Source organism: Aquimarina acroporae (assembly GCF_023195925.1).
In the GTDB taxonomy this organism is placed as follows: Bacteria; Bacteroidota; Bacteroidia; order Flavobacteriales; family Flavobacteriaceae; genus Aquimarina; species Aquimarina acroporae.
In genome coordinates, this window is the sequence record NZ_JALPRE010000015.1 from 71,399 (window position 1) to 90,196 (window position 18,798).

The 18,798-nt window shown below is 34.6% G+C and carries 16 protein-coding genes; 5 read left to right on the plus strand and 11 right to left on the minus strand.

Annotation, left to right across the window (positions count from 1 at the left end):
* The first annotated feature begins 54 nt into the window (after positions 1-54).
* Both M0D21_RS19465 and M0D21_RS19470 read left to right on the plus strand, forming a co-directional pair.
* Complete coding sequence (locus M0D21_RS19465; RefSeq protein WP_248332591.1) at positions 55-1,206, plus strand: helix-turn-helix domain-containing protein; 1,152 nt, start codon at positions 55-57, stop codon at positions 1,204-1,206.
* A gap of 79 nt (positions 1,207-1,285) precedes the next feature.
* The gene (locus tag M0D21_RS19470) at positions 1,286-2,218 is read left to right on the plus strand and encodes an NHL repeat-containing protein (protein WP_248332593.1); all 933 of its coding nucleotides are present in this window, start codon (positions 1,286-1,288) and stop codon (positions 2,216-2,218) included.
* 94 nt (positions 2,219-2,312) lie between these two features.
* Here the strand turns inward: M0D21_RS19470 and M0D21_RS19475 are convergent, their stop codons facing one another.
* The 6 genes from M0D21_RS19475 to M0D21_RS19500 all read right to left on the minus strand — a co-directional run bounded on the left by M0D21_RS19475 (position 2,313) and on the right by M0D21_RS19500 (position 10,836).
* The gene (locus M0D21_RS19475; protein WP_248332595.1) at positions 2,313-3,500 is read right to left on the minus strand and encodes a serine hydrolase domain-containing protein; all 1,188 of its coding nucleotides are present in this window, start codon (positions 3,498-3,500) and stop codon (positions 2,313-2,315) included.
* Between the two features lie 91 nt (positions 3,501-3,591).
* Positions 3,592-4,434, minus strand: a complete 843-nt coding sequence (locus M0D21_RS19480) for a helix-turn-helix domain-containing protein (protein ID WP_248332596.1) — start codon at positions 4,432-4,434, stop codon at positions 3,592-3,594.
* Positions 4,435-4,745: 311 nt separating this feature from the next.
* Positions 4,746-5,069 (minus strand): hypothetical protein, encoded by a 324-nt coding sequence (locus M0D21_RS19485; RefSeq protein ID WP_248332598.1) that lies wholly within the window; start codon positions 5,067-5,069, stop codon positions 4,746-4,748.
* Between the two features lie 293 nt (positions 5,070-5,362).
* Entirely contained in the window at positions 5,363-6,271 is a 909-nt protein-coding gene (locus M0D21_RS19490; RefSeq protein ID WP_248332600.1) for an alpha/beta fold hydrolase, read from the minus strand.
* Complete coding sequence (gene mfd, locus M0D21_RS19495; protein ID WP_248332602.1) at positions 6,268-9,630, minus strand: transcription-repair coupling factor; 3,363 nt, start codon at positions 9,628-9,630, stop codon at positions 6,268-6,270. The genes M0D21_RS19490 and mfd overlap by 4 nt, the downstream gene beginning before the upstream one ends.
* Positions 9,631-9,693: 63 nt before the next feature.
* Complete coding sequence (locus tag M0D21_RS19500; protein WP_248332604.1) at positions 9,694-10,836, minus strand: aminotransferase class V-fold PLP-dependent enzyme; 1,143 nt, start codon at positions 10,834-10,836, stop codon at positions 9,694-9,696.
* Between the two features lie 1,098 nt (positions 10,837-11,934).
* Here M0D21_RS19500 and M0D21_RS19505 point away from each other — a divergent pair.
* Positions 11,935-12,366: a TerB family tellurite resistance protein gene (locus M0D21_RS19505; protein ID WP_248332713.1), complete on the plus strand. Its 432-nt coding sequence runs from the start codon at positions 11,935-11,937 to the stop codon at positions 12,364-12,366.
* Positions 12,367-12,406: 40 nt separating this feature from the next.
* Here the strand turns inward: M0D21_RS19505 and M0D21_RS19510 are convergent, their stop codons facing one another.
* From M0D21_RS19510 to fbp, 5 genes are all read right to left on the minus strand, one after another.
* Positions 12,407-13,951, minus strand: coding sequence for an ATP-binding response regulator (locus M0D21_RS19510; protein WP_248332605.1), 1,545 nt, complete (start codon positions 13,949-13,951; stop codon positions 12,407-12,409).
* A 5-nt stretch (positions 13,952-13,956) separates the two neighbouring features.
* Positions 13,957-14,451, minus strand: a complete 495-nt coding sequence (locus M0D21_RS19515) for a Rab family GTPase (protein ID WP_248332607.1) — start codon at positions 14,449-14,451, stop codon at positions 13,957-13,959.
* Entirely contained in the window at positions 14,438-15,262 is an 825-nt protein-coding gene (locus M0D21_RS19520) for a cell envelope biogenesis protein OmpA (RefSeq protein ID WP_248332609.1), read from the minus strand. The genes M0D21_RS19515 and M0D21_RS19520 overlap by 14 nt, the downstream gene beginning before the upstream one ends.
* An 18-nt stretch (positions 15,263-15,280) precedes the next feature.
* The gene (locus M0D21_RS19525) at positions 15,281-15,634 is read right to left on the minus strand and encodes a fructose 1,6-bisphosphatase (RefSeq protein ID WP_248332611.1); all 354 of its coding nucleotides are present in this window, start codon (positions 15,632-15,634) and stop codon (positions 15,281-15,283) included.
* A 222-nt stretch (positions 15,635-15,856) separates the two neighbouring features.
* Complete coding sequence (gene fbp / locus M0D21_RS19530) at positions 15,857-16,867, minus strand: class 1 fructose-bisphosphatase (RefSeq protein WP_248332613.1); 1,011 nt, start codon at positions 16,865-16,867, stop codon at positions 15,857-15,859.
* 177 nt (positions 16,868-17,044) lie between these two features.
* Here fbp and M0D21_RS19535 point away from each other — a divergent pair, with 177 nt between their 5' ends.
* Positions 17,045-17,524, plus strand: coding sequence for a GNAT family N-acetyltransferase (locus M0D21_RS19535; RefSeq protein WP_248332615.1), 480 nt, complete (start codon positions 17,045-17,047; stop codon positions 17,522-17,524).
* 7 nt (positions 17,525-17,531) lie between these two features.
* Positions 17,532-18,782, plus strand: coding sequence for an aspartate kinase (locus M0D21_RS19540; RefSeq protein WP_248332617.1), 1,251 nt, complete (start codon positions 17,532-17,534; stop codon positions 18,780-18,782).
* Positions 18,783-18,798: the final 16 nt, after the last annotated feature.

Genomic DNA, 18,798 nt, shown 5'->3' on the forward strand with positions numbered 1-18,798 from the left:
TAGGTGCGGTTATATCCATTCGGTCGAAAAAGTGCCTCATTAATATAGTTTTGTATGCTACTTAGCTTTTTAGGAATGATATCTTTTGAGTTTTTAGACCTTATACTTTTTCTGGGTATTAGTCAGGGCATTTTTTTGGCGATCACTATACAAGTATTGCAACACAAAAACAAAGCTGCAAATACTATACTTTCTCTTATTTTAATAATGGCAGTGATCATGTTACTTGGGAGAATGATCTATTTTAGGTTTTTGGATGTAGTGCTGTTTCGTTGGACCGTTCTTATCGATACGGTAATTTTTATATTTGGTCCACTTTGCTATGTGTATTTACGCCGTCTTGCCTTTTCTAATAATGATAAGTATCGATTGCCATGGTATCATTTTGCTCCGGCGTTGCTGCAAATTTTATTTTTCCTCTACGGAATGACTTTTAGTGTCGAAGATTACAAAGAAAGTATTAATTCTGGAGTTTTTAATATTCCTTTTTTTATCATCGAAGGATCTGGGATTTTATTAAACATATACTACTGGTTTTTAAATATTAATCTTATTAAGAAATATAAAAAAGAAGAAAAACATCGAGTCTCATATCGACAACATTTGGTTTCTTTTTTGGTGTTTTTTCAAATATCTATAGGCGTTTTTTTACTGGTGTGGGGTATCAGTTTTATCGCCTCTAAGTTTTTTGCATATTCGCTATACCCTATAGGTTATGATGCATTATGGGCAGGAATCTGTATTTTTATTTTTGTAATTGGGTACTATAGTTTAAAGGAACCTGAATTGTTTAGAATTCCCTTGAAGGCTACATCAGAAAAAGCAAAAAACAATCAGCCCAGATTGCCTGAAGCAGAAATTGAAAAGCTTAAACAAGGTTTGCGCTATGTCTTGGAAGTAGAAAAAATCTTTTTAAAAAGCGATCTTACTCTAAGAGATTTGTCTGAACGGTTGAACACCTCTACACATAATGTATCATGGTATCTTAATCAGGTTACAAAAACTAGTTTTTATGATTATATCAACCATTTTAGAATTAAAGAGTTTTTGAAAAAAATTGAAAATAACGAACATCGGTATCATACTATTTTGGCACTTGCAATGGATGTTGGATTCAATTCAAAATCTACTTTTAATAAAGCCTTTAAACTGGAGACGAATGATACACCAAGTAACTATATTAAAAAAAGGCTAAAAGTGGCCTGAAAAAGGTTCGAGTCGATCCAAGGCGTCGATTTTTATGCTGTTTGTGAGATACTTTCGAACAGAATTTAAAAATCACGATATGAAAACAGCAATCAAAAATTTAAGAACTTATGCTATACTTTTTTTTATAGCAACCGGAGTGTCATTCATCTGTGTTTCATGCCATGGTGATGGTATAGATCCAGATCCAGAAGTAGAAACTATAGTTTCAGATTTTGCAGGAAACGATGCCGTTACGGTAGATAGAAGAGGAAATGTATATGTTTCTGAGTATGGACAATTTGTAAATACGGGGGGTAATGGAACCAGAGTATTTAAAATCTCTAAGCAAGGAGATGTTTCTGAATTTATTACAGGTTTGTCGGGGCCATTAGGGAATGCTATCGATACCTATGGTAATTTCTATGTGAATAACGATAATAATACTGCCAGAGGAGATGTGCTCAAAGTTGCTCCAGACGGAACAAAAACGGTGTTGGCTACGATAGAAGGCTGGCCAACAGGATTAGCTTTAGATCATGATAACAATGTTTACGTTTCTAATTTCATTACACCTACGGTACATAAAATTACACCAGAAGGAGAGGTAAGTGTTTATGCCAATGATTCGCGATTGGCAGGGGGAGTAGGAATTGATTTTGATCGTAATGGGAATTTGGTAGTTGGAAATTTTGCAACCGCAGATATTTTATCAATTACACCTAATGGAGAAGTTTCATTAATAGCAAATATTCCTAATGTCGTTGTTAACGGTTTTGGGATAGGATATATTACTGTGGTTAGAAATTCTGTTTTTGCTACCGGAATTGCAGTAAATAAAATATTTAGAGTAACTCTAGATGGTCAGGTTGAGGAGTTTGCAGGAACTGGAGACGCTGCAGTTGTAGATGGACCCGCTGCTGAAGCTTCATTTAATGGTCCTAATGGTATTACATCTGATCTTTATGGTAAAGCACTTTACATTTCCGAGTTTGGAGGTGCCGGAGCGGTGCGCAAAATCTCATTGAGATAGGCTAATTCAAAAATTGTTGAGTTGTGAATTTAAAAGACCGGGGTTTCCCCGGTCTTTTTACTGTCTCGCTTTTTGATGTTTGAAATACTGCTCGCTATTCTGTTTGTATAAACAATTTTGCAATTGCATATACATTCTCAAATAAATCTGAAGAAGATCCATTTTTATTTGCAAGCATCGATATTGATAAATTATGTTCTGGAAATAAAGCTAATAACGATATAGACCCGTTGGCAATACCCCCATGATGCCAGATGGTTATTTTTTTACCATCGTTGAAAATATCTTTGGTATTGTTTCTCCAACCAATGGCATATTCTTGCTCATTAACTTCTCCATTATCCAGAGTAACTGGTTTAATAAGCATTGCTCTGGTTTCATTATCGAACAATTGATGATTTAAAAAAGCATTGCCTATTTTAACCAAATCAGTTGGTGTAGCCAAAAAGCCTCCTCCGGCCCATTTATTACTATTGTTAACTTTGTAAACTTCTTGGTATTCACTACCAGATACTTCATAAAACTTAGCAGTGTTTTTTGGTAATATTGAAGTTTCTACAACAATATTCATCGCGTTTATTGGTTCAAATACATGTTGTTGCATAAATTCGGGGAAAGTAGTTTTTGAGGCTCCTTCGATCATAGCGCTTAAGAGGGTGTAATTGAAACTGCTATAGCTAAAACCTTTTCCTGAGTCAAATAGTAGTTTGTCACTATTAAAGATCTCTACACCTTGTTGCACTGTTGTATATTCGTCATTGTTATAGTATTCCCAAATAGGAAAACAAAAGCAGGCGCCATAATTTCTTATTCCCGAGGTATGGGAAGCTAGTTGTTTTAAGGAAATGTCTGACAAATGACCCTTTGCATAAGAAACAAAATCTTTAACTTTACTATTAAGACTCAGTTTATTGTTCTGAAGCAATACGCCTACTCCCAAAGAAGTAACTGCTTTAGATGTGCTCCCAATTCTAAATTTGGTATCAAGACTTGCCCGAGTGTTTTCTTCTATGTCTTCATATCCAATAGCATTGGCCCATGCAATTTTACCATGTTGTCCTACTGCAATAGATACCGCAGGAGACTTTAATCGTTGATGAATAATTTTGAGTACACTATCAGCCTCTTTTGAAACCTCTTCTTGATGATCAATTATAGGTTTAAAAGATGTTGTAGTTGGCATTGTATTCCAACCTGCAGCGTAGGCAAAAATTGGTTCAAAAAAGAAATAGCAAATGGATATTATTAGAACAAATACGATAGAAATATATACTTTTTTCATTTTAAAGGTGTTTAGAATTGGACACAGGAAATGCCTTATTGAACGTATATTCAATATATGTAGCAAATGTTTTTAAAAGAGGTGGTTAATGTTATTCGAGATCGATTTCTTTCTGTTTTGCTTTCAACATTTCAGATACCTTATACAATAAAATTACTTCCATAATAATAGTGGGTGTAAGAAAAAATAGTCCAAGAAGTGATAAGACAATAGTAATCATAAACCCGTAGGAAATAAGTTCAAATACTCCGGTTACGGTTGCTAAGGTTCCCAGTGCATTTTGCAAACGAAGTATAGAAATTCCGAATAAAATTCCAATTACACCATAGGTTATAGCTTGGGCTCCTAGAACGAATTCAAAGTCTAGTTCCCCAACATATAATGAAGCAATGTCATAGATGTAAAACAAACAACCAATGAATATGAGTATGAATGCAGTTATACGCAGTAAGTAGTTTTTTAAGATCTTACCGGTGAGAACGAATCCGCGAATAAACAAAATTATTGAAGCTAAAATCAATAATTTAAGCAGAATGTAGACGGCGTTATGAACGACCATTTCTTCTTGTTGATACCGAAGATAATCGATAGCGACTTCAGCAAAACCTAAGAAAAAATAGATAATTCCACTTATCCAGGCTATGGAAAGTTGACGATTCAAAAAACCAGCTTCTTTGCTGTCATCGACATCTAGGAGAAAGATTTTTTTAAATTCTTTGGTTACTCTTGAGTTCGAAGTTTGAATCTGATTGAGATCATAATCGAGTGCCGACAAAATCGTTTTTACAGTATAACTTCTGGGAGTTACCTCTCCGGCTTCAATTCGTTGTATAGTTCTTACACTGATATTACATTTTTCGACCAGTTCTTCTTGAGTAAATCCTTTAGATTTTCTGAGTTCGGATATTTTTAAACCTAATTCTGGCTGTTTCATAATGCTTAAGTTTTTAGTTTGATTCTGGTGATCACTAGAACTTGTATTCATTTTCTTCAGCAATATTAGTTTTCAGAATTAGTTTCTCAAATTTTTTGACTCGTCTTTAACCCGACATTTACCCGACAAACCTTATAACAAAGGGGCTCAGGCAAATTTAATGGTTGTATAATTGAATGGGGAATATACTAATAATTCTACGGAATGAACTATTATTTTTTGGGATGAAGTAAGGGCAAAGTATTTTTTTAATCGAATATATCTTTAGTTTTTTAATGAGATTGTTGTAACTGGATGAAGTAAAAGATCATTTATGCGCATGCACGAATAGGAATGGTCTTGAGATAACTTTTTACTTCAATAAACATGGCTTGTTTACTTAAAGTGTCGTCTATGTTATTGAAACAATGATATCCAAAAGAATAGTTCATAGAGAATTCGTCTATATCGATAAGTTCTGGATTGTTTTTGTAGTTCTCCAATTCCTCAGTAAATCGTCTTTTTAGATTCGAGTAATTGATCGCATACAGTTTATCGTTGTTTATATTGTTTATAAGCTGATGGACTTTATGATTTAGCTTGGTTAACTGTTTCCAGGTGCCTTTCAAAAAACTGAATTCTTCTCTTTTCTGCATGGTTTTAGGAGCTTTTATTGTTATAATTTTTGTCGAAATTAAAAACAAACTATTACATCAAAAGATATCTAACGACGGAATGCTAAAGTTTTTCGATGAATTGCAGTTTTCTGTGGTTGAACGGTTTTTGTTGCAATTTATAGATATTTTTCAGAATATAAAACACTAAAAATAAAGATGTTTCCTACTTTTTTGTGTATGAATTTTACTATGCTAGCTTAAAGAATCCCACGTTTAACGGCGCATTTATTAGAGAAAAGGGTTGTGCTTCTTAAAATGGGGTATTATTTAGGTTAAAGTGTTTTTAGAAAATTGGTAACTTCAGATAGATAAGTTTCTTTTTGATCTAACCATCCGTAATGTCCACAATCATCCAGAAGTATTAATTTGGAATTAGAAAATGTTTGATGTGCTTTTAATGCAGTTTTCTCATCAATAATATCTTGCTTACCTTGAATAATTAGAACTGGTTTTTTGTAGGTGGATAGAGCAGGAATACAGTTGTATTGTATTTTACGTAAATCCTGAAATACCAAAGCATTTATAACTTGATTACCCTGTGTAAGTCGCTCGGCAATAACTGGCACATGTTCCTTATTTACTACATAGGCTGGAGCCAAAGCTTTGCCTCGTTGTAAACGGGCATGGTATGTTGTGTCTCCTTGGTTTATTTTTTGCGTCCATTGTTGTAGACTTTCGGTTTCATTTTTGGATAGTTTAGAAGAAATGTTTTGACCAACATAATTTAATAGTTCCAAATCTAATCCTCCCGAGGCCGATAAAACCATTCCATTAGTCACATAGGGGTATTTTGATGCATAATATGAAGCTAACATGCCTCCAAAAGAATGCCCCATGACAGTCCACTCAGAAATATTAAGGTATTTTCTTAAAGCTTCAATGTCATTGACCATAAGATCCATGGTAATGGTTTCTGAATTAATTGTTGGTAATTCAGAGTATCCGGTGCCTCTTTGATCGTAAATAATGGTTTTATGATTTTTGGCTAGAAGCTTGGCAATAGACCGAAAACCTCTACTGTTCATGCCAGGGCCTCCATTAATAATTAATATTGGAGCTCCTTCGCCATAAGTTTCATAATACATTTTGGAATGCTCAAGAGGTACAAATTTTCCATTTTGTCCAAATAGTATTCCACTATTTACTAGGGAGAAAATCAATATTGCCAATTTGTTTCTCATGCTTCAGCTGTTTTATTTTCTGGTGCTAAGGGCTGTAAAACTTTTAGCGCTTTGTCCACAGATTTTATGTTTTCAAAGGTTAGTAACAATCGTAAACCGTTGCGAGTTTGTTTCTCTTTCATTTTACAAACTCCAGGGTTTTTCTGAACAAACTGTAGGACTCTAGTAAAGCTAGAGCTTTGATAAAAATTAGATTGTTGGTCACTAATAAAATAGCCTATTAACTTATTTTGTTTGAGGATAATTTTCTCCAGACCAATACTGGTAGCAATCCATTTTATTCGTACAGAGTTTAATAGATCAATAGCTTGACCTGGGAGTTCACCAAAGCGATCTACTAATCGTTTTTCATATCCCTGTAACCCTTCTTCATCCTTAACGGTATTAAGTTCGGTGTATAGGTTAAGGCGTTCGGTAATATTATTGATATAATCATCTGGGAACAGTAGTTCAAAATCGGTGTCTATCTGGGTGTCTTTTAGGTATACTTTCTCTTCAGAGTCGTCTGTATATAGGTCTTTAAACTCGTTTTCCTTAAGCTCTTCAATAGCTTCATTTAAGATTTTCTGATAGGTATCAAAACCTATTTCGTTAATAAATCCACTTTGTTCGCCCCCTAACAAATCTCCTGCTCCTCGTATTTCAAGATCTTTCATGGCTATGTTAAAACCGCTACCAAGCTCAGAAAACTGCTCTAGAGCTGTAATACGTTTTCGTGCATCTTCGGTCATTGCAGAATAAGGAGGGGTAATAAAATAACAGAAGGCTTTTTTATTACTTCGCCCAACACGACCTCGCATCTGGTGTAGATCTGAAAGTCCAAAATTATTGGCGTTGTTAATAAAAATAGTATTGGCATTTGGTACATCTAATCCACTTTCTACGATTGTTGTAGAGACCAATACATCAAACTCTCCACTCATAAAAGAAAGCATTAAGCTTTCAAGTTTTTTGCCTTCCATTTGGCCATGACCTACACCTACCTTAGCATCGGGTACAAGGCGTTGAATCATACCCGCTACTTCTTTAATGTTTTCGATACGGTTATGTATAAAAAACACCTGTCCGCCACGTTGTATTTCGTAGCTTACCGCATCTCGTATAGTCTCTTCTGTAAATCGAATTACCTGGGTGTCTATAGGGTATCGGTTTGGAGGTGGAGTGGTGATGGTTGATAGATCACGAGCGGCCATTAAACTAAACTGTAACGTTCGGGGAATTGGTGTAGCTGTTAGAGTTAGTGTATCTACATTTTCCTTGATAGTTTTGAGCTTATCTTTTACCGATACTCCAAACTTTTGCTCTTCGTCAATTACGAGTAACCCAAGATCTTTAAACTTTACATTCTTATTAACCAGTTGGTGCGTCCCTATAATGATGTCTACTTTTCCGGCAGCCAGATCTTCGAGAGTTTCTCTTTTCTGTTTTGCAGTTCGAAAACGATTTAAATAGTCTACTGTAACAGGAAAATCTTTTAAGCGTTCCCGAAAAGTTTTAGCATGCTGAAAAGCCAGAATTGTAGTGGGTACCAAAACGGCCACTTGTTTACCGTTATCTACTGCTTTAAAAGCGGCGCGAATAGCAACTTCAGTTTTACCAAAACCAACATCACCACAAATTAAACGATCCATAGGCCGTTCACTCTCCATATCTGCTTTCACAGCTTCGGTAGCAGAACTTTGATCGGGTGTATCCTCATAAATAAAAGAAGCTTCCAACTCATGTTGCAAATAACTGTCTGGAGCATATTGAAACCCTTTTTGTAGTTTTCTTTTGGCGTATAACTGTATTAAATTAAAAGCTATATGCTTAACACGAGCTTTGGTTTTTTGCTTAAGATTTTTCCAGGCTTTAGAACCAAGCTTATAGATTTGCGGTGCCTTACCGTCTTTGCCATTAAACTTTGAAATTTTATGAAGAGAGTGAATGCTCAGATATAGCACATCACGTTCGCCGTAAATGAGCTTTATAGCTTCTTGTTTTTTACCATCGACATCGATTTTCTGTAATCCGCCAAACTTTCCAATTCCATGGTCGATGTGAGTCACATAATCGCCTACTTCAAGATTGGTGAGTTCTTTAAGTGTAATGGCTTGTTTTTTGGCATACCCGTTTTTAAGATTGAATTTGTGATATCGTTCAAAGATCTGGTGATCGGTATAGCAAGCAATTTTTTGATCGTGATCTATAAAACCTTGAAAAGCAGAAAAAACAATGGTCTCATATTGCTTTACATTAAGATCGGCATCATCAAAAATATCATGAAAACGTTTGGCTTGCTGTTCGCTTACACAAAAAATATAGTTTTTATACCCCTCTTCATAATTTTCGTTCAGGTTCTCAATAAGCAAATTGAATTGTTTATTGAACGAGGGTTGCGGCTTGGTAGTTAATTTTACGGTATAATCTGCCTTGGTAAGTGGGCGATTTCCAATTTCCACCAATGTGAAATCTAATAATTGCTTTTTTATAAGGTCTGAAGTAGCAAATAGCTCCTCGGGAGTACTATGTTTAATTTCTTCTGAAAGTGTCTGAAAAGCTTGATGTGCTTTTTCAAAATTTTTATCGATTCTTGCAGAAAGTAGATCAATATCTTTGGTAAAAACTGCGGTCTTAGAGGGAATATATTTTAAAAAGCTTTCTCTTGTTTCCTGAAGGGCTTTGTTTTCTACATTAGGAATAATAGTTATTTTTTTGATTTGTTCTGTAGATAGCTGGGTTTCTACATCAAAAGTTCTAATACTATCTACTTCATCTCCAAAAAACTCAATACGATAAGGTTCGTCATTACTGAAAGAAAATACATCTACAATTCCACCACGAACTGAAAATTCACCAGGTTCTGTTACAAAATCTACCCGTTGAAATTGATATTCAAATAATACCTCATTCACAAAGTCAAGAGATAGGGTGTCGTTGATCGCAATTTTTAAGGTGTTTTTTTCAAGTTCTTTTCGCGTTACTACTTTTTCAAATAGCGCATCGGGGTAGGTAATAATGAGGGCTGGTTTTTTTCTGGAATTGATACGATTTAGTACTTCTGCTCTAAGTAGAACATTGGCATTATCGGTTTCTTCAATTTGGTAGGGTCTACGGTAACTACCAGGATAAAAAAGTACATTTTTATCTCCTAAAAGTTGCTCTAGGTCATTAAGGTAATATGCAGCTTCTTCCTTATCATTAAAAACACAAAGAAAAGGTAATTCGGTTTTTTGAAAAGCACTTGCGATATGAAAAGATAAAGCAGAACCTATGAGACCCTGAAGATGTACTTTATTTTGAGAATGGGCAATAGCGTTCCCTAGTTTCTGCTGTTGCAGAGACTGTTCAACAATTTGCGAGATTACAGATACACTCACGAGGCGAAATTTTTAAAGGCAAAGATAAGTGCTCTCTTAATTTCTTACAAGAGCAATATTTTTCTAAGCGAAAAGAGATGCAAACCTATTAAAATCATCTTCGGTATTATATAAATGGGGTGAAACACGTATAGCGTTTCCGCGATAGGATACAATAATATTTTCCTGCTTTAATTTAGTTTTCACTTTGTCTATATTGATATGAGAGGGTAAATAAATACCGAACAAGTGGTTGCTCCTATGTGTTTCATTTTCAATATAACAGCCGAGTTCTTGAAGTCGTGTAATTGCTTTTTTGGAAATTTGTCTTGTGTAGTTTTGAATATTTTCTGGTGTCCATTTCAATAATTGGTCTATAGCATCAATGAGCATAGGTGTAAGGACAAAATTACTAGATTCTCCTACCGAAAATCGCGCTGCTTTTACCTGATATCGATCCTCATATTGGGTAAGGTTGTTAAAATCCTCACTGTTATGTCTATTCATCCAATTATGTTCTATAGGAGTGCCTTGGTGGTACGCCTCTCCATAATATGCCATGCCAATCGCATAAGGACCTAACATCCATTTATAACCTCCACATACCAATGCATCAACATCTACCTCTTGAATAGAAAAGGGGAGTGCTCCAATGCTTTGTGTACCATCTATGACCAAAAGCGCATGTACTGCTTTTGTTTTTTCTCGTATTGCTTTAAGGTCATACAAAGTGCCATCTGCCCAATGCACATTTGCCATCGCAACCACTGCGGTTTTTGATGTAATGGCACTGAGAATAGCTTCATTCCATTGTTGCCCTCGTTGATTAAATTCAGCAGGAGGAGTAATCGTCTTAATAACTGCTCCATGATCTTTGGCAACATCTTGCCACACATAAAAATTACTGGGAAACTGCTCGTCTACCAATATGATTTCATCCCCTTTTTTCAAGGGAGTATTCTTTGCTGCGTTAGCTATACCATAGGATACAGATGGTATGATTGCAGTATTTCGATAGTCTAGAGCATCAATTAATGAAGCGAAACGTTGCTTAAGCACGGTTCTTTGATCAAAAAAGTGTTCAGGTAAGATTTCGTTAGGTCTTGCTTTTCGCAGTACACTTCGAGTTCCGATTTCTGTAACCGATTTTAACTGAGGAGACATGTAAGCACAATTGAGATAAGTAATGTCTTGAGGAAGATCGAACAAGTTTTTTTGATGTTGCATGTAAAAATTTTAAAAGTACAATGTAAATCATACTAAGGTAATAGGGGGTTAAAACTATCTTAATTTGAAAAAAACAAATAGGAAATACAGATTTCTGTATGGGGATGGCAAACTCATGATATAGCTTTGTCTTAATTCTTTGAGGTAGTAAAAGTAGATTTTAACATTTGAAATTGCCTCAGTATCAAAAAATGAAACTGTTGTGTTTTAATATTGCACCGAGTTAGTCAAGCTCGTTTTACAAAGAGTTTGTGTTTAGGTTGTGAATCATGAGGGGTTAAGTTTTTACGGGTAGGCACCAAAAGAGAAAAATTCTCTTCTTATCCCCCATAGATTCGCAAGCTACATTTCTAAAAAAAACAAAAGCTATACGGGGCGGTATAGCTTCAGTTCATGACGATATGCGATCTTGGGGATCTGTATGTTTAAGTATTTTGTTTTTAAGGAGTTAAAAACTATACTGTTTTGTTACATCTACGGGATAAAAGTACTATCCAAAAAAGAGAATTTCTTAGTGTGATAGTTCAAATACTTTTCGTAATCGACCAATCCATATAACTATATCGATGAGTGGTAATTTGTGATATTATCCATCGATATATGGTAATAGTTTGCTATCATTTTTACATAAAAAGCCTCGGTATATAGGTTTCCAAGGCTTTTGTGTTGTAAATAATAAGGAAGGAAAGGCTAATTCCTATTTTTTAAAATCCCACATGTATAGTCGTAATAACCTGAATGATATTACACTATCATTTAAAACCTTTGAAAAAAAGCATATTTAAAAAGCCAGTTTTAATATCTAAAACTGGCTTTTTGTGTTTTTGCAACCAAGCAGAAACTATGCGTTTCATGATATGTTGTTTATCTATGAATAGCATTTGACGAAGATGAAGGTAGTTCTTTAATAAATTCAAGAATAACCTTTAGATTAACACGAAATAATTGTTTGATAAACCTGTTCATAATTGCTTTTATTATAGAACGCATTACTCTTTTATATCCCTACCCCCTGTATATCATAAAAAAAGCATAATGATATATTTTAAAAGGAGTAGAGTTTAGTTATATTTGCGGCAAATTAAACAAAAGTACATGATGTCAATATCTGATTTATTTGATAGTGGGTTCCAGAAACGAAATCAGGACCATTTTGCAGCAATCGTAAGAGTAGCTATGAGTGACGGTGTAATTACAGACGAAGAAAGAGCTTTCTTAGATCGATTAGCACGTAACCTTGATATTTCTGAAAGCGATTATAAAGCCATTGTAAAAGATTATAGTTCACATCCTATCAATCCTCCGGTAGATTATGATCGAAGACTAGAACGATTATTTGATTTGGCGAGAATGGTATATGCAGATAATATTAAAGGTGATGATCAGGTTATATTGTTAGAAAAACTAAGTATTGGTCTTGGTTTTAATCCCGATAATGCTAAGTATGTAGTTGATAAAGCATTGCGTTTAGTCGATAATGGTGCAGATGGAGATATTTTTGCAGATGAAATAAAGAATATGAACAGATAATTATTATAATTATCTGTTGGACCTATAACAAAAAGGCTGCCTAATCGGCAGCCTTTTTTGCAATCTGTTTAGTGATTTTATAAAGTAATTCTTCTTGTTCAAAGGGCTTAGCGATAAAGTCATCCATACCCGATCGCAAGCATTTGTCACGAGCATGTTCATCGGCTTTCCCCGAAAAACCAATGATAGGAACTTCAGAAATGTATTTATCGCCGTAATTATTTCGTATCATATGAGTAGTTTGGAAACCATCATGTTTTGAAACGTTAAGATCCATAATTACTAAATCATAAGTGCGGCGTTCTATATAGTTAATAGCTTCTTCGCCATTTATAGCGATATCGACAAAGAATGTACCTTGAGAAATCAATATTTTCATGACTAAATATTGAGTAATTTCCTCGTCCTCAACCACCAAAATCCTGAACTTTTTCTTACCCGCAGGTAGCTTGTATTTTTTCTTTTTACGCTCAGTAGCGGCCTTTTTTGTAACTTCAAATTTAAACGGAAGCTTAATAATAAAAGTAGTTCCCTTTTCGGGTGTACTACTTACTTTTATTTCTCCGTTAAGAAGATCGACTAGGTTTTTTACAATAGCCAATCCTAAACCAGTTCCTGTAATTTGTTTATCGGTATCGAACCGGGTAAAACGGTCAAAAAGATGTGGAATATTTTCCTCCTGAATACCAAATCCGCTATCTTCTATTTTAAAAGTTAAGCTTAATTTATTCGTGCGCTGGTAATTCTTAGAGATCGAAAATGATACTTTACCTTCTTCGGTGAATTTAAAAGCATTGTTGAGTACGTTATTCAGAATCTGAAATACTCTGGTGCGATCACCGATAAGATATTCTTGTATGGCGTCATCTATTTGTGTTTCGAAAATGATACCATTTTCTTCGGCCACCTTTTGGTAAGATTCTTTAAAGCCATCGATAAGTTCTCCAAAAGAGAATCGTTCTTCTACTACTTTGAGTGTACCTGACTCAATTTTTGAAATATCTAGCATGTCATCTATTAGAGCATTGAGGTGTTTACTTTCTCTTTTGATGATTCTGGATAACTCTTCTTGCTCAAAAGTAAGTTTCGTTTTTTCCAGAACTTCAATAAACCCCAGAATACTGGTGAGAGGTGTTCTTATCTCATGGTTGATATTAGCGATAAAACTGTTTTTGAACTCCTCTTTCTCTAGTAGATATTTATTTTTTAATTCAAGCTTTTTACTTAGTAAAATAGATTCGTTTTTTTGCTGTGCAAATTGATTAAGTTCATTATACTTTTCTGTATAATCGTACAGAATAATGGTGATTTCTTTGCCTTGAAATACTATCGAAACATCACAAATACGTTCGTCATCTGTTATGTCATTCTCCAAATGGATACACGGAAAATTAAGAGCCGACTGTTCACCAGGTTCTTCTGTAAAACTTCTTAAGATCTCAAAAAAGGGATGAGCTTCATAAATCGAATTTCCTTTTTTCCAGTTAAATAAAGAAGTGTCGGTTTCAAGAATAACTCCATCTTGAGATATTTTGATAACCTGAGTTTTTTGGTGAAACTGTAGCTGTTCAATATAATTTTCCATAATTCTCAGACCGTAATTTCTTCAGCAAGATTAGTTAAAAAGTCTTGTACATTTTTGTTGGTTTTGGCACTGGTTAGCACATCAAATGGAATCTCGAGTTCTTTTAGACGCGCCGTAGTATTTTTTTCATTTACCAAATCTAGTTTGTTACCCAATACTTTAATAAGTACTTTTTTATAGTTTGATCGTAGATATTCTAAATCCTTATTGAGGTTTTTGTACGTTTCTTCTCGGGTAAGATCAAATACATAAATAAAAGAGTGAGAGCCCAATAAGTAAGATTTTCTTGTGTCTTCTACAGAGTCTGAATGACCTTCGGTATCCCACATGATCATCGATAGTTCCCTACCATCAGGCAGAGTAACCACTTTTTTCTTTATTTGAACTCCTAGTGTAACTTTATATTCTTCTGAAAATTCGTTGTCGACAAAACGTCTGAATAATGACGTTTTTCCAACACCGAAGTGTCCTAAAAGCACTACTTTTTTAGACAATGTCATCTGCGAAATATTTTTTTAATTTTTTAGTAAAAAGGCTACTGTTATCTAGTTCTCTTCTAGAAATGTGTTGTTGAGCGAAGTCCAGAATTTGATCTTCCAAGACTTCTTTAAACATCATAGAGTAAGCACCAGAAATTACAGCTGCAATGTAATAAGAATAAAAATTTTGAATATGGATTGTATATAATTCATATTCGATTAATTCTAAATTTTGATCTCCTCCCTGAAAAGCATCTTCAACAAAACTCTTAATTGCCGTAAGCATCCCAGCGATCATTTCCTTATCAATAGTTCCTTCAGAAAGAGGACTATAGTCTGTAATTAGTATTCCAGAGTCCTTTTCAATTACGAACATTTGTATTAAACGTGGTTTAGAATATTCGGATAACGCAAGGTCACCTTCTGTTACTCCGTGAGCTCTTGCTTTTGTTCTTCTGAACCAACTCTTGAATGAAAATGCTTTTCGGGTTTGACGGCTTATGTTTTCACTAAGTAATCGCATTTCATGAGCGATATACTTTTTGATCATTTTACCTATAATGGGAAATAAGGCTTCTACAACGGCATCTTGAGAATTTTTAATTTCTTCTTTAAGCGCTTCTGTAATAGTTGGTCCCAGGGTTTTGGGGATTTCTTCTACAAATTCCTCAAGTTTGTCATCAATAATAGGGTCTACTTTATAAGAAAGTTCCTGTTTTTGATGTACTATTTTGCTGAGTTCTTCAACTTTTCGAGCTATGGAATCGGCGTATTCTTTTTCTTCTGTAAGAAGAAGTTCTTTAAGAAGTTTAAGTTTATCCTGCTCTTCCATATTCAAGGATAGATGGGATTACTTTTGTTTGATGTTTTCACCCAACTTAATTAGTAGATCTCCCAAAGATGTTTTGTCTACTTTCTTAGCATCTAATGCCTCTGCCTTATCTGCTAAATTGTCTTCTAGCTCGGTAATCCTAATGTTGATATCTGTACTAAGATTATCAATAGCTTGATTTAACTCTTTGCGAGTGTCTTCAATAAAATCTTCTAATTCTTTCTTTTTTATAGTGATGTCTTTTTTTACCTGCTCAAACTCTGAGTTATATGCGGCAATGTTATCACCAAAAATAAGATTTTTGATCGCTTCAATTTTTGATGAAGGATCATTAGCGATGTCCTCTTTAACAGCTTTATTCTCTTTGGCCATTTTGGGTCGGTTTAATAGTTTTTGATTAAACTTTACGTAAAATTAACATAAATACGTTAAAAACAAGGGTTAATGCCCGATAAAGTTGGTTTATCAGAAATCGTGCCCTTTTTTTAAAAAAGACTATGTGTAACGTTTTCGTCTATAATTCGGGATAAACTAACCAGGGGTTTGGTTATAAATATACGATTATTATTCTTTGATATCTATAAGCTGTATCACTTATGATTCTTGACTGGCCATAAATGATTCAACTTTATCTACCATATTCTTACTACCGCATACAAAAGGAGTTCGTTCATGCAGTTGCGTAGGCTTTATGTCTAAGATTCTTCTAAAACCATCACTGGCTTTTCCTCCTGCTTGCTCTGCAATAAATGCCATTGGGTTACATTCGTATAACAAGCGTAATTTTCCGTTAGGTGATTTTGCAGTACTTGGATAAAGATAAACTCCTCCTTTTATCATATTACGATGAATATCACTAACCAAAGAACCAATATATCTCGATGTGTATGGGCGATCTTCTTTTTCTTCCTGGCAATATTTAATGTAATCTTTAACTCCCTGTGGAAAATGAACATAATTTCCTTCATTTACAGAATATATATTTCCGTCTTCTGGGAATTGCATGTTTGGATGTGATAAATAGTAGGTTCCTAATGCTGGGTTCAGTGTAAAACCATTCACACCATTCCCTGTAGTGTAAACTAGCATGGTTGAGGTTCCATAAATGATATACCCTGCAGCAACCTGTAGGTTTCCAGGCTGTAAAAAGTCTTCTAGCGTAACTGGGGTTCCTGCGGGAGTTACTCTTCGGTAAATAGAAAAAATAGTACCCACAGATACATTAACATCAATATTTGAACTACCATCAAGAGGGTCCATAAGAACAATATAATTATTGCGATGATCGTTTTTTTGACCTTTTATAGTAATGAATTCGTCATTTTCTTCAGAGGCAATTCCACATACAATCTCTCGGTTTGTCAAGGTATTGATAAAAGTTTCATTAGCCAGAACATCTAACTTTTGTTGATCTTCTCCTTGAACATTTGTTTCTCCAATTGCTCCGGTAATGTCGACTAATCCAGCTTTGTTTACTTCATGATTCACCATTTTTGCTGCTAGTCGTATCGAGTTTATCAATCGAGACAGTTCCCCACTGGCATAAGGAAAGTCTTTCTGATTTTCAATGATAAATTCTCCTAAGGTTTGGTTCTTTCTAGTCATTTATGGTGAATTTTATTTGATGCAAAAGTATTATTTTTTAGATAACTATAACGTTTTCGAACGATCAAATTATGAAACACTTCGTTGAATTGTTAAATACTAAATGGTTGACGTATAAGATTAAAAAATTATGCTGTTTCTGCTACATATTTTATAGTTTTGATAAACTTTTTTCTGATGGACTACATTATAAGAGATGCACAGGCTAATGATATGGCTCAAGTACTTGACCTAATACAAGAATTGGCAAATTTTGAAAATGAACCCGATGCGGTAGAAGTAACAGCTCAAGATTTGGTAAGAGAAGGTTTTGGTGATCGCCCACTTTTTCATTGTTTCGTTGCCGAAACTCAGAATGGAATAGTAGGAATAGCACTGGTATACTTTAGATTTTCTACCTGGAAAGGAAGAACAGTGCATTTGGAAGACCTTATCGTTAAAGAATCGATGCGAGGTACGGGTATAGGAATGGCATTGTATAAAGAAGTAATGCAGTATGCCAAAGAAAAAGGGGTAAAACGAGTAGAGTGGAATGTCCTGGATTGGAATACCCATGCTGTAGATTTTTATATAAGAAGTGGAGCAAAAATTCTTGACGACTGGAGGGTGGTGCAGATGGATGAACAGGGGCTACAGTCTTTTGTAAGTGAAAATTAAAAAACACATGAGAGTTTTTAAGTTTGGGGGAGCCTCTGTTAAAGATGCTAATGCGGTAAGAAATGTTGCAAGAGTGCTTAAAAAAACAGGGTGTCAGGAGCTAGTTGTTGTGATCTCTGCGATGGGAAAAACCACTAATGCGCTCGAGAAAATTGTTGATTCCTATTTGCAAAATGATTCGGATTTGAAAGAACGTATTGAGTATTTGTATCAATACCACCTTACTATTTTAAAAGAATTGTTTGAGAATGAACAACATTCTATCTACACTAAAGTAAGAGATTTGTTTTCAGATTTATCGACTACCCTAGATAGAAATAAATCTAGGCAATACGACTATATCTATGATCAGATAGTATGTTATGGAGAACTTGTTTCGACCACCATTATTAGTGCCTACCTTAATGAAAACGAATTAATTAATGACTGGTTAGACGCACGCGAACTTATTAAAACCGATGCTTCTTATCGAGATGCCGAAGTAGATTGGGAACGAACCCAACGAATTATTTTAGATAAAATAAACACAAATGGGCTTACTATTACACAAGGTTTTATAGGCTCTGATACCAATAATTTTACCACTACCCTTGGCAGGGAAGGAAGTGATTATACTGCAGGTATTTTTGCATATTGTCTTGGTGCTGATAGTGTGAGTATTTGGAAAGATGTTCCTGGAGTTTTAAATGGAGATCCAAGAGTTTTTGAAGATACCCAATTGTTGACTCATGTTTCTTATAGTGAAGCTATAGAATTAGCATTTTATGGAGCTTCTGTAATACATCCCAAAACTATTCAACCTTTACAGCGCAAAGAAATTCCATTGTTTGTAAGGTCATTTTTAAACCCAGACACTCCAGGTACTTCAGTGAAAAAGGGACAACCCCTGGAGCCTTATATACCTTGCTTTATCGTTAAAAAAGATCAAATCTTATTGTCATTATCATCACTTGATTTTTCATTCATTGTTGAAGAGAATATTAGTGAGTTATTTGGTTTGTTCCATAAGCATCATATCAAGGTAGATCTTATTCAAAATTCAGCAATTAGTTTTTCAGTTTGTCTCGACGACAAATTTGACCAATTTATAGGATTGTTACCGCAACTTAAAGCAAAATTTAGAGTTAGTTATAATACAGGAGTTTCGTTATTTACCATAAGACACTTTACCGAAGAAGCTATTGGTTCATTAGAAAAAAATAAAGAAATTTTGCTAAAGCAAATTACAAGGGAGACGTATCAAATGGTCGCAAAATAATGAAATCACCAATTCA

Excerpts from the sequence above, each read along its gene's own strand:
- M0D21_RS19465 (WP_248332591.1), top strand. The coding sequence starts at position 55 with ATGCTACTTAGCTTTTTAGGAATGATATCTTTTGAGTTTTTAGACCTT.
- M0D21_RS19470 (WP_248332593.1), top strand. The coding sequence starts at position 1,286 with ATGAAAACAGCAATCAAAAATTTAAGAACTTATGCTATACTTTTTTTT.
- M0D21_RS19475 (WP_248332595.1), bottom strand. The coding sequence starts at position 3,500 with ATGAAAAAAGTATATATTTCTATCGTATTTGTTCTAATAATATCCATT.
- M0D21_RS19480 (WP_248332596.1), bottom strand. The coding sequence starts at position 4,434 with ATGAAACAGCCAGAATTAGGTTTAAAAATATCCGAACTCAGAAAATCT.
- M0D21_RS19485 (WP_248332598.1), bottom strand. The coding sequence starts at position 5,069 with ATGCAGAAAAGAGAAGAATTCAGTTTTTTGAAAGGCACCTGGAAACAG.
- M0D21_RS19490 (WP_248332600.1), bottom strand. The coding sequence starts at position 6,271 with ATGAGAAACAAATTGGCAATATTGATTTTCTCCCTAGTAAATAGTGGA.
- M0D21_RS19500 (WP_248332604.1), bottom strand. The coding sequence starts at position 10,836 with ATGCAACATCAAAAAAACTTGTTCGATCTTCCTCAAGACATTACTTAT.
- M0D21_RS19505 (WP_248332713.1), top strand. The coding sequence starts at position 11,935 with ATGTCAATATCTGATTTATTTGATAGTGGGTTCCAGAAACGAAATCAG.
- M0D21_RS19510 (WP_248332605.1), bottom strand. The coding sequence starts at position 13,951 with ATGGAAAATTATATTGAACAGCTACAGTTTCACCAAAAAACTCAGGTT.
- M0D21_RS19515 (WP_248332607.1), bottom strand. The coding sequence starts at position 14,451 with ATGACATTGTCTAAAAAAGTAGTGCTTTTAGGACACTTCGGTGTTGGA.
- M0D21_RS19520 (WP_248332609.1), bottom strand. The coding sequence starts at position 15,262 with ATGGAAGAGCAGGATAAACTTAAACTTCTTAAAGAACTTCTTCTTACA.
- M0D21_RS19525 (WP_248332611.1), bottom strand. The coding sequence starts at position 15,634 with ATGGCCAAAGAGAATAAAGCTGTTAAAGAGGACATCGCTAATGATCCT.
- fbp (WP_248332613.1), bottom strand. The coding sequence starts at position 16,867 with ATGACTAGAAAGAACCAAACCTTAGGAGAATTTATCATTGAAAATCAG.
- M0D21_RS19535 (WP_248332615.1), top strand. The coding sequence starts at position 17,045 with ATGGACTACATTATAAGAGATGCACAGGCTAATGATATGGCTCAAGTA.
- M0D21_RS19540 (WP_248332617.1), top strand. The coding sequence starts at position 17,532 with ATGAGAGTTTTTAAGTTTGGGGGAGCCTCTGTTAAAGATGCTAATGCG.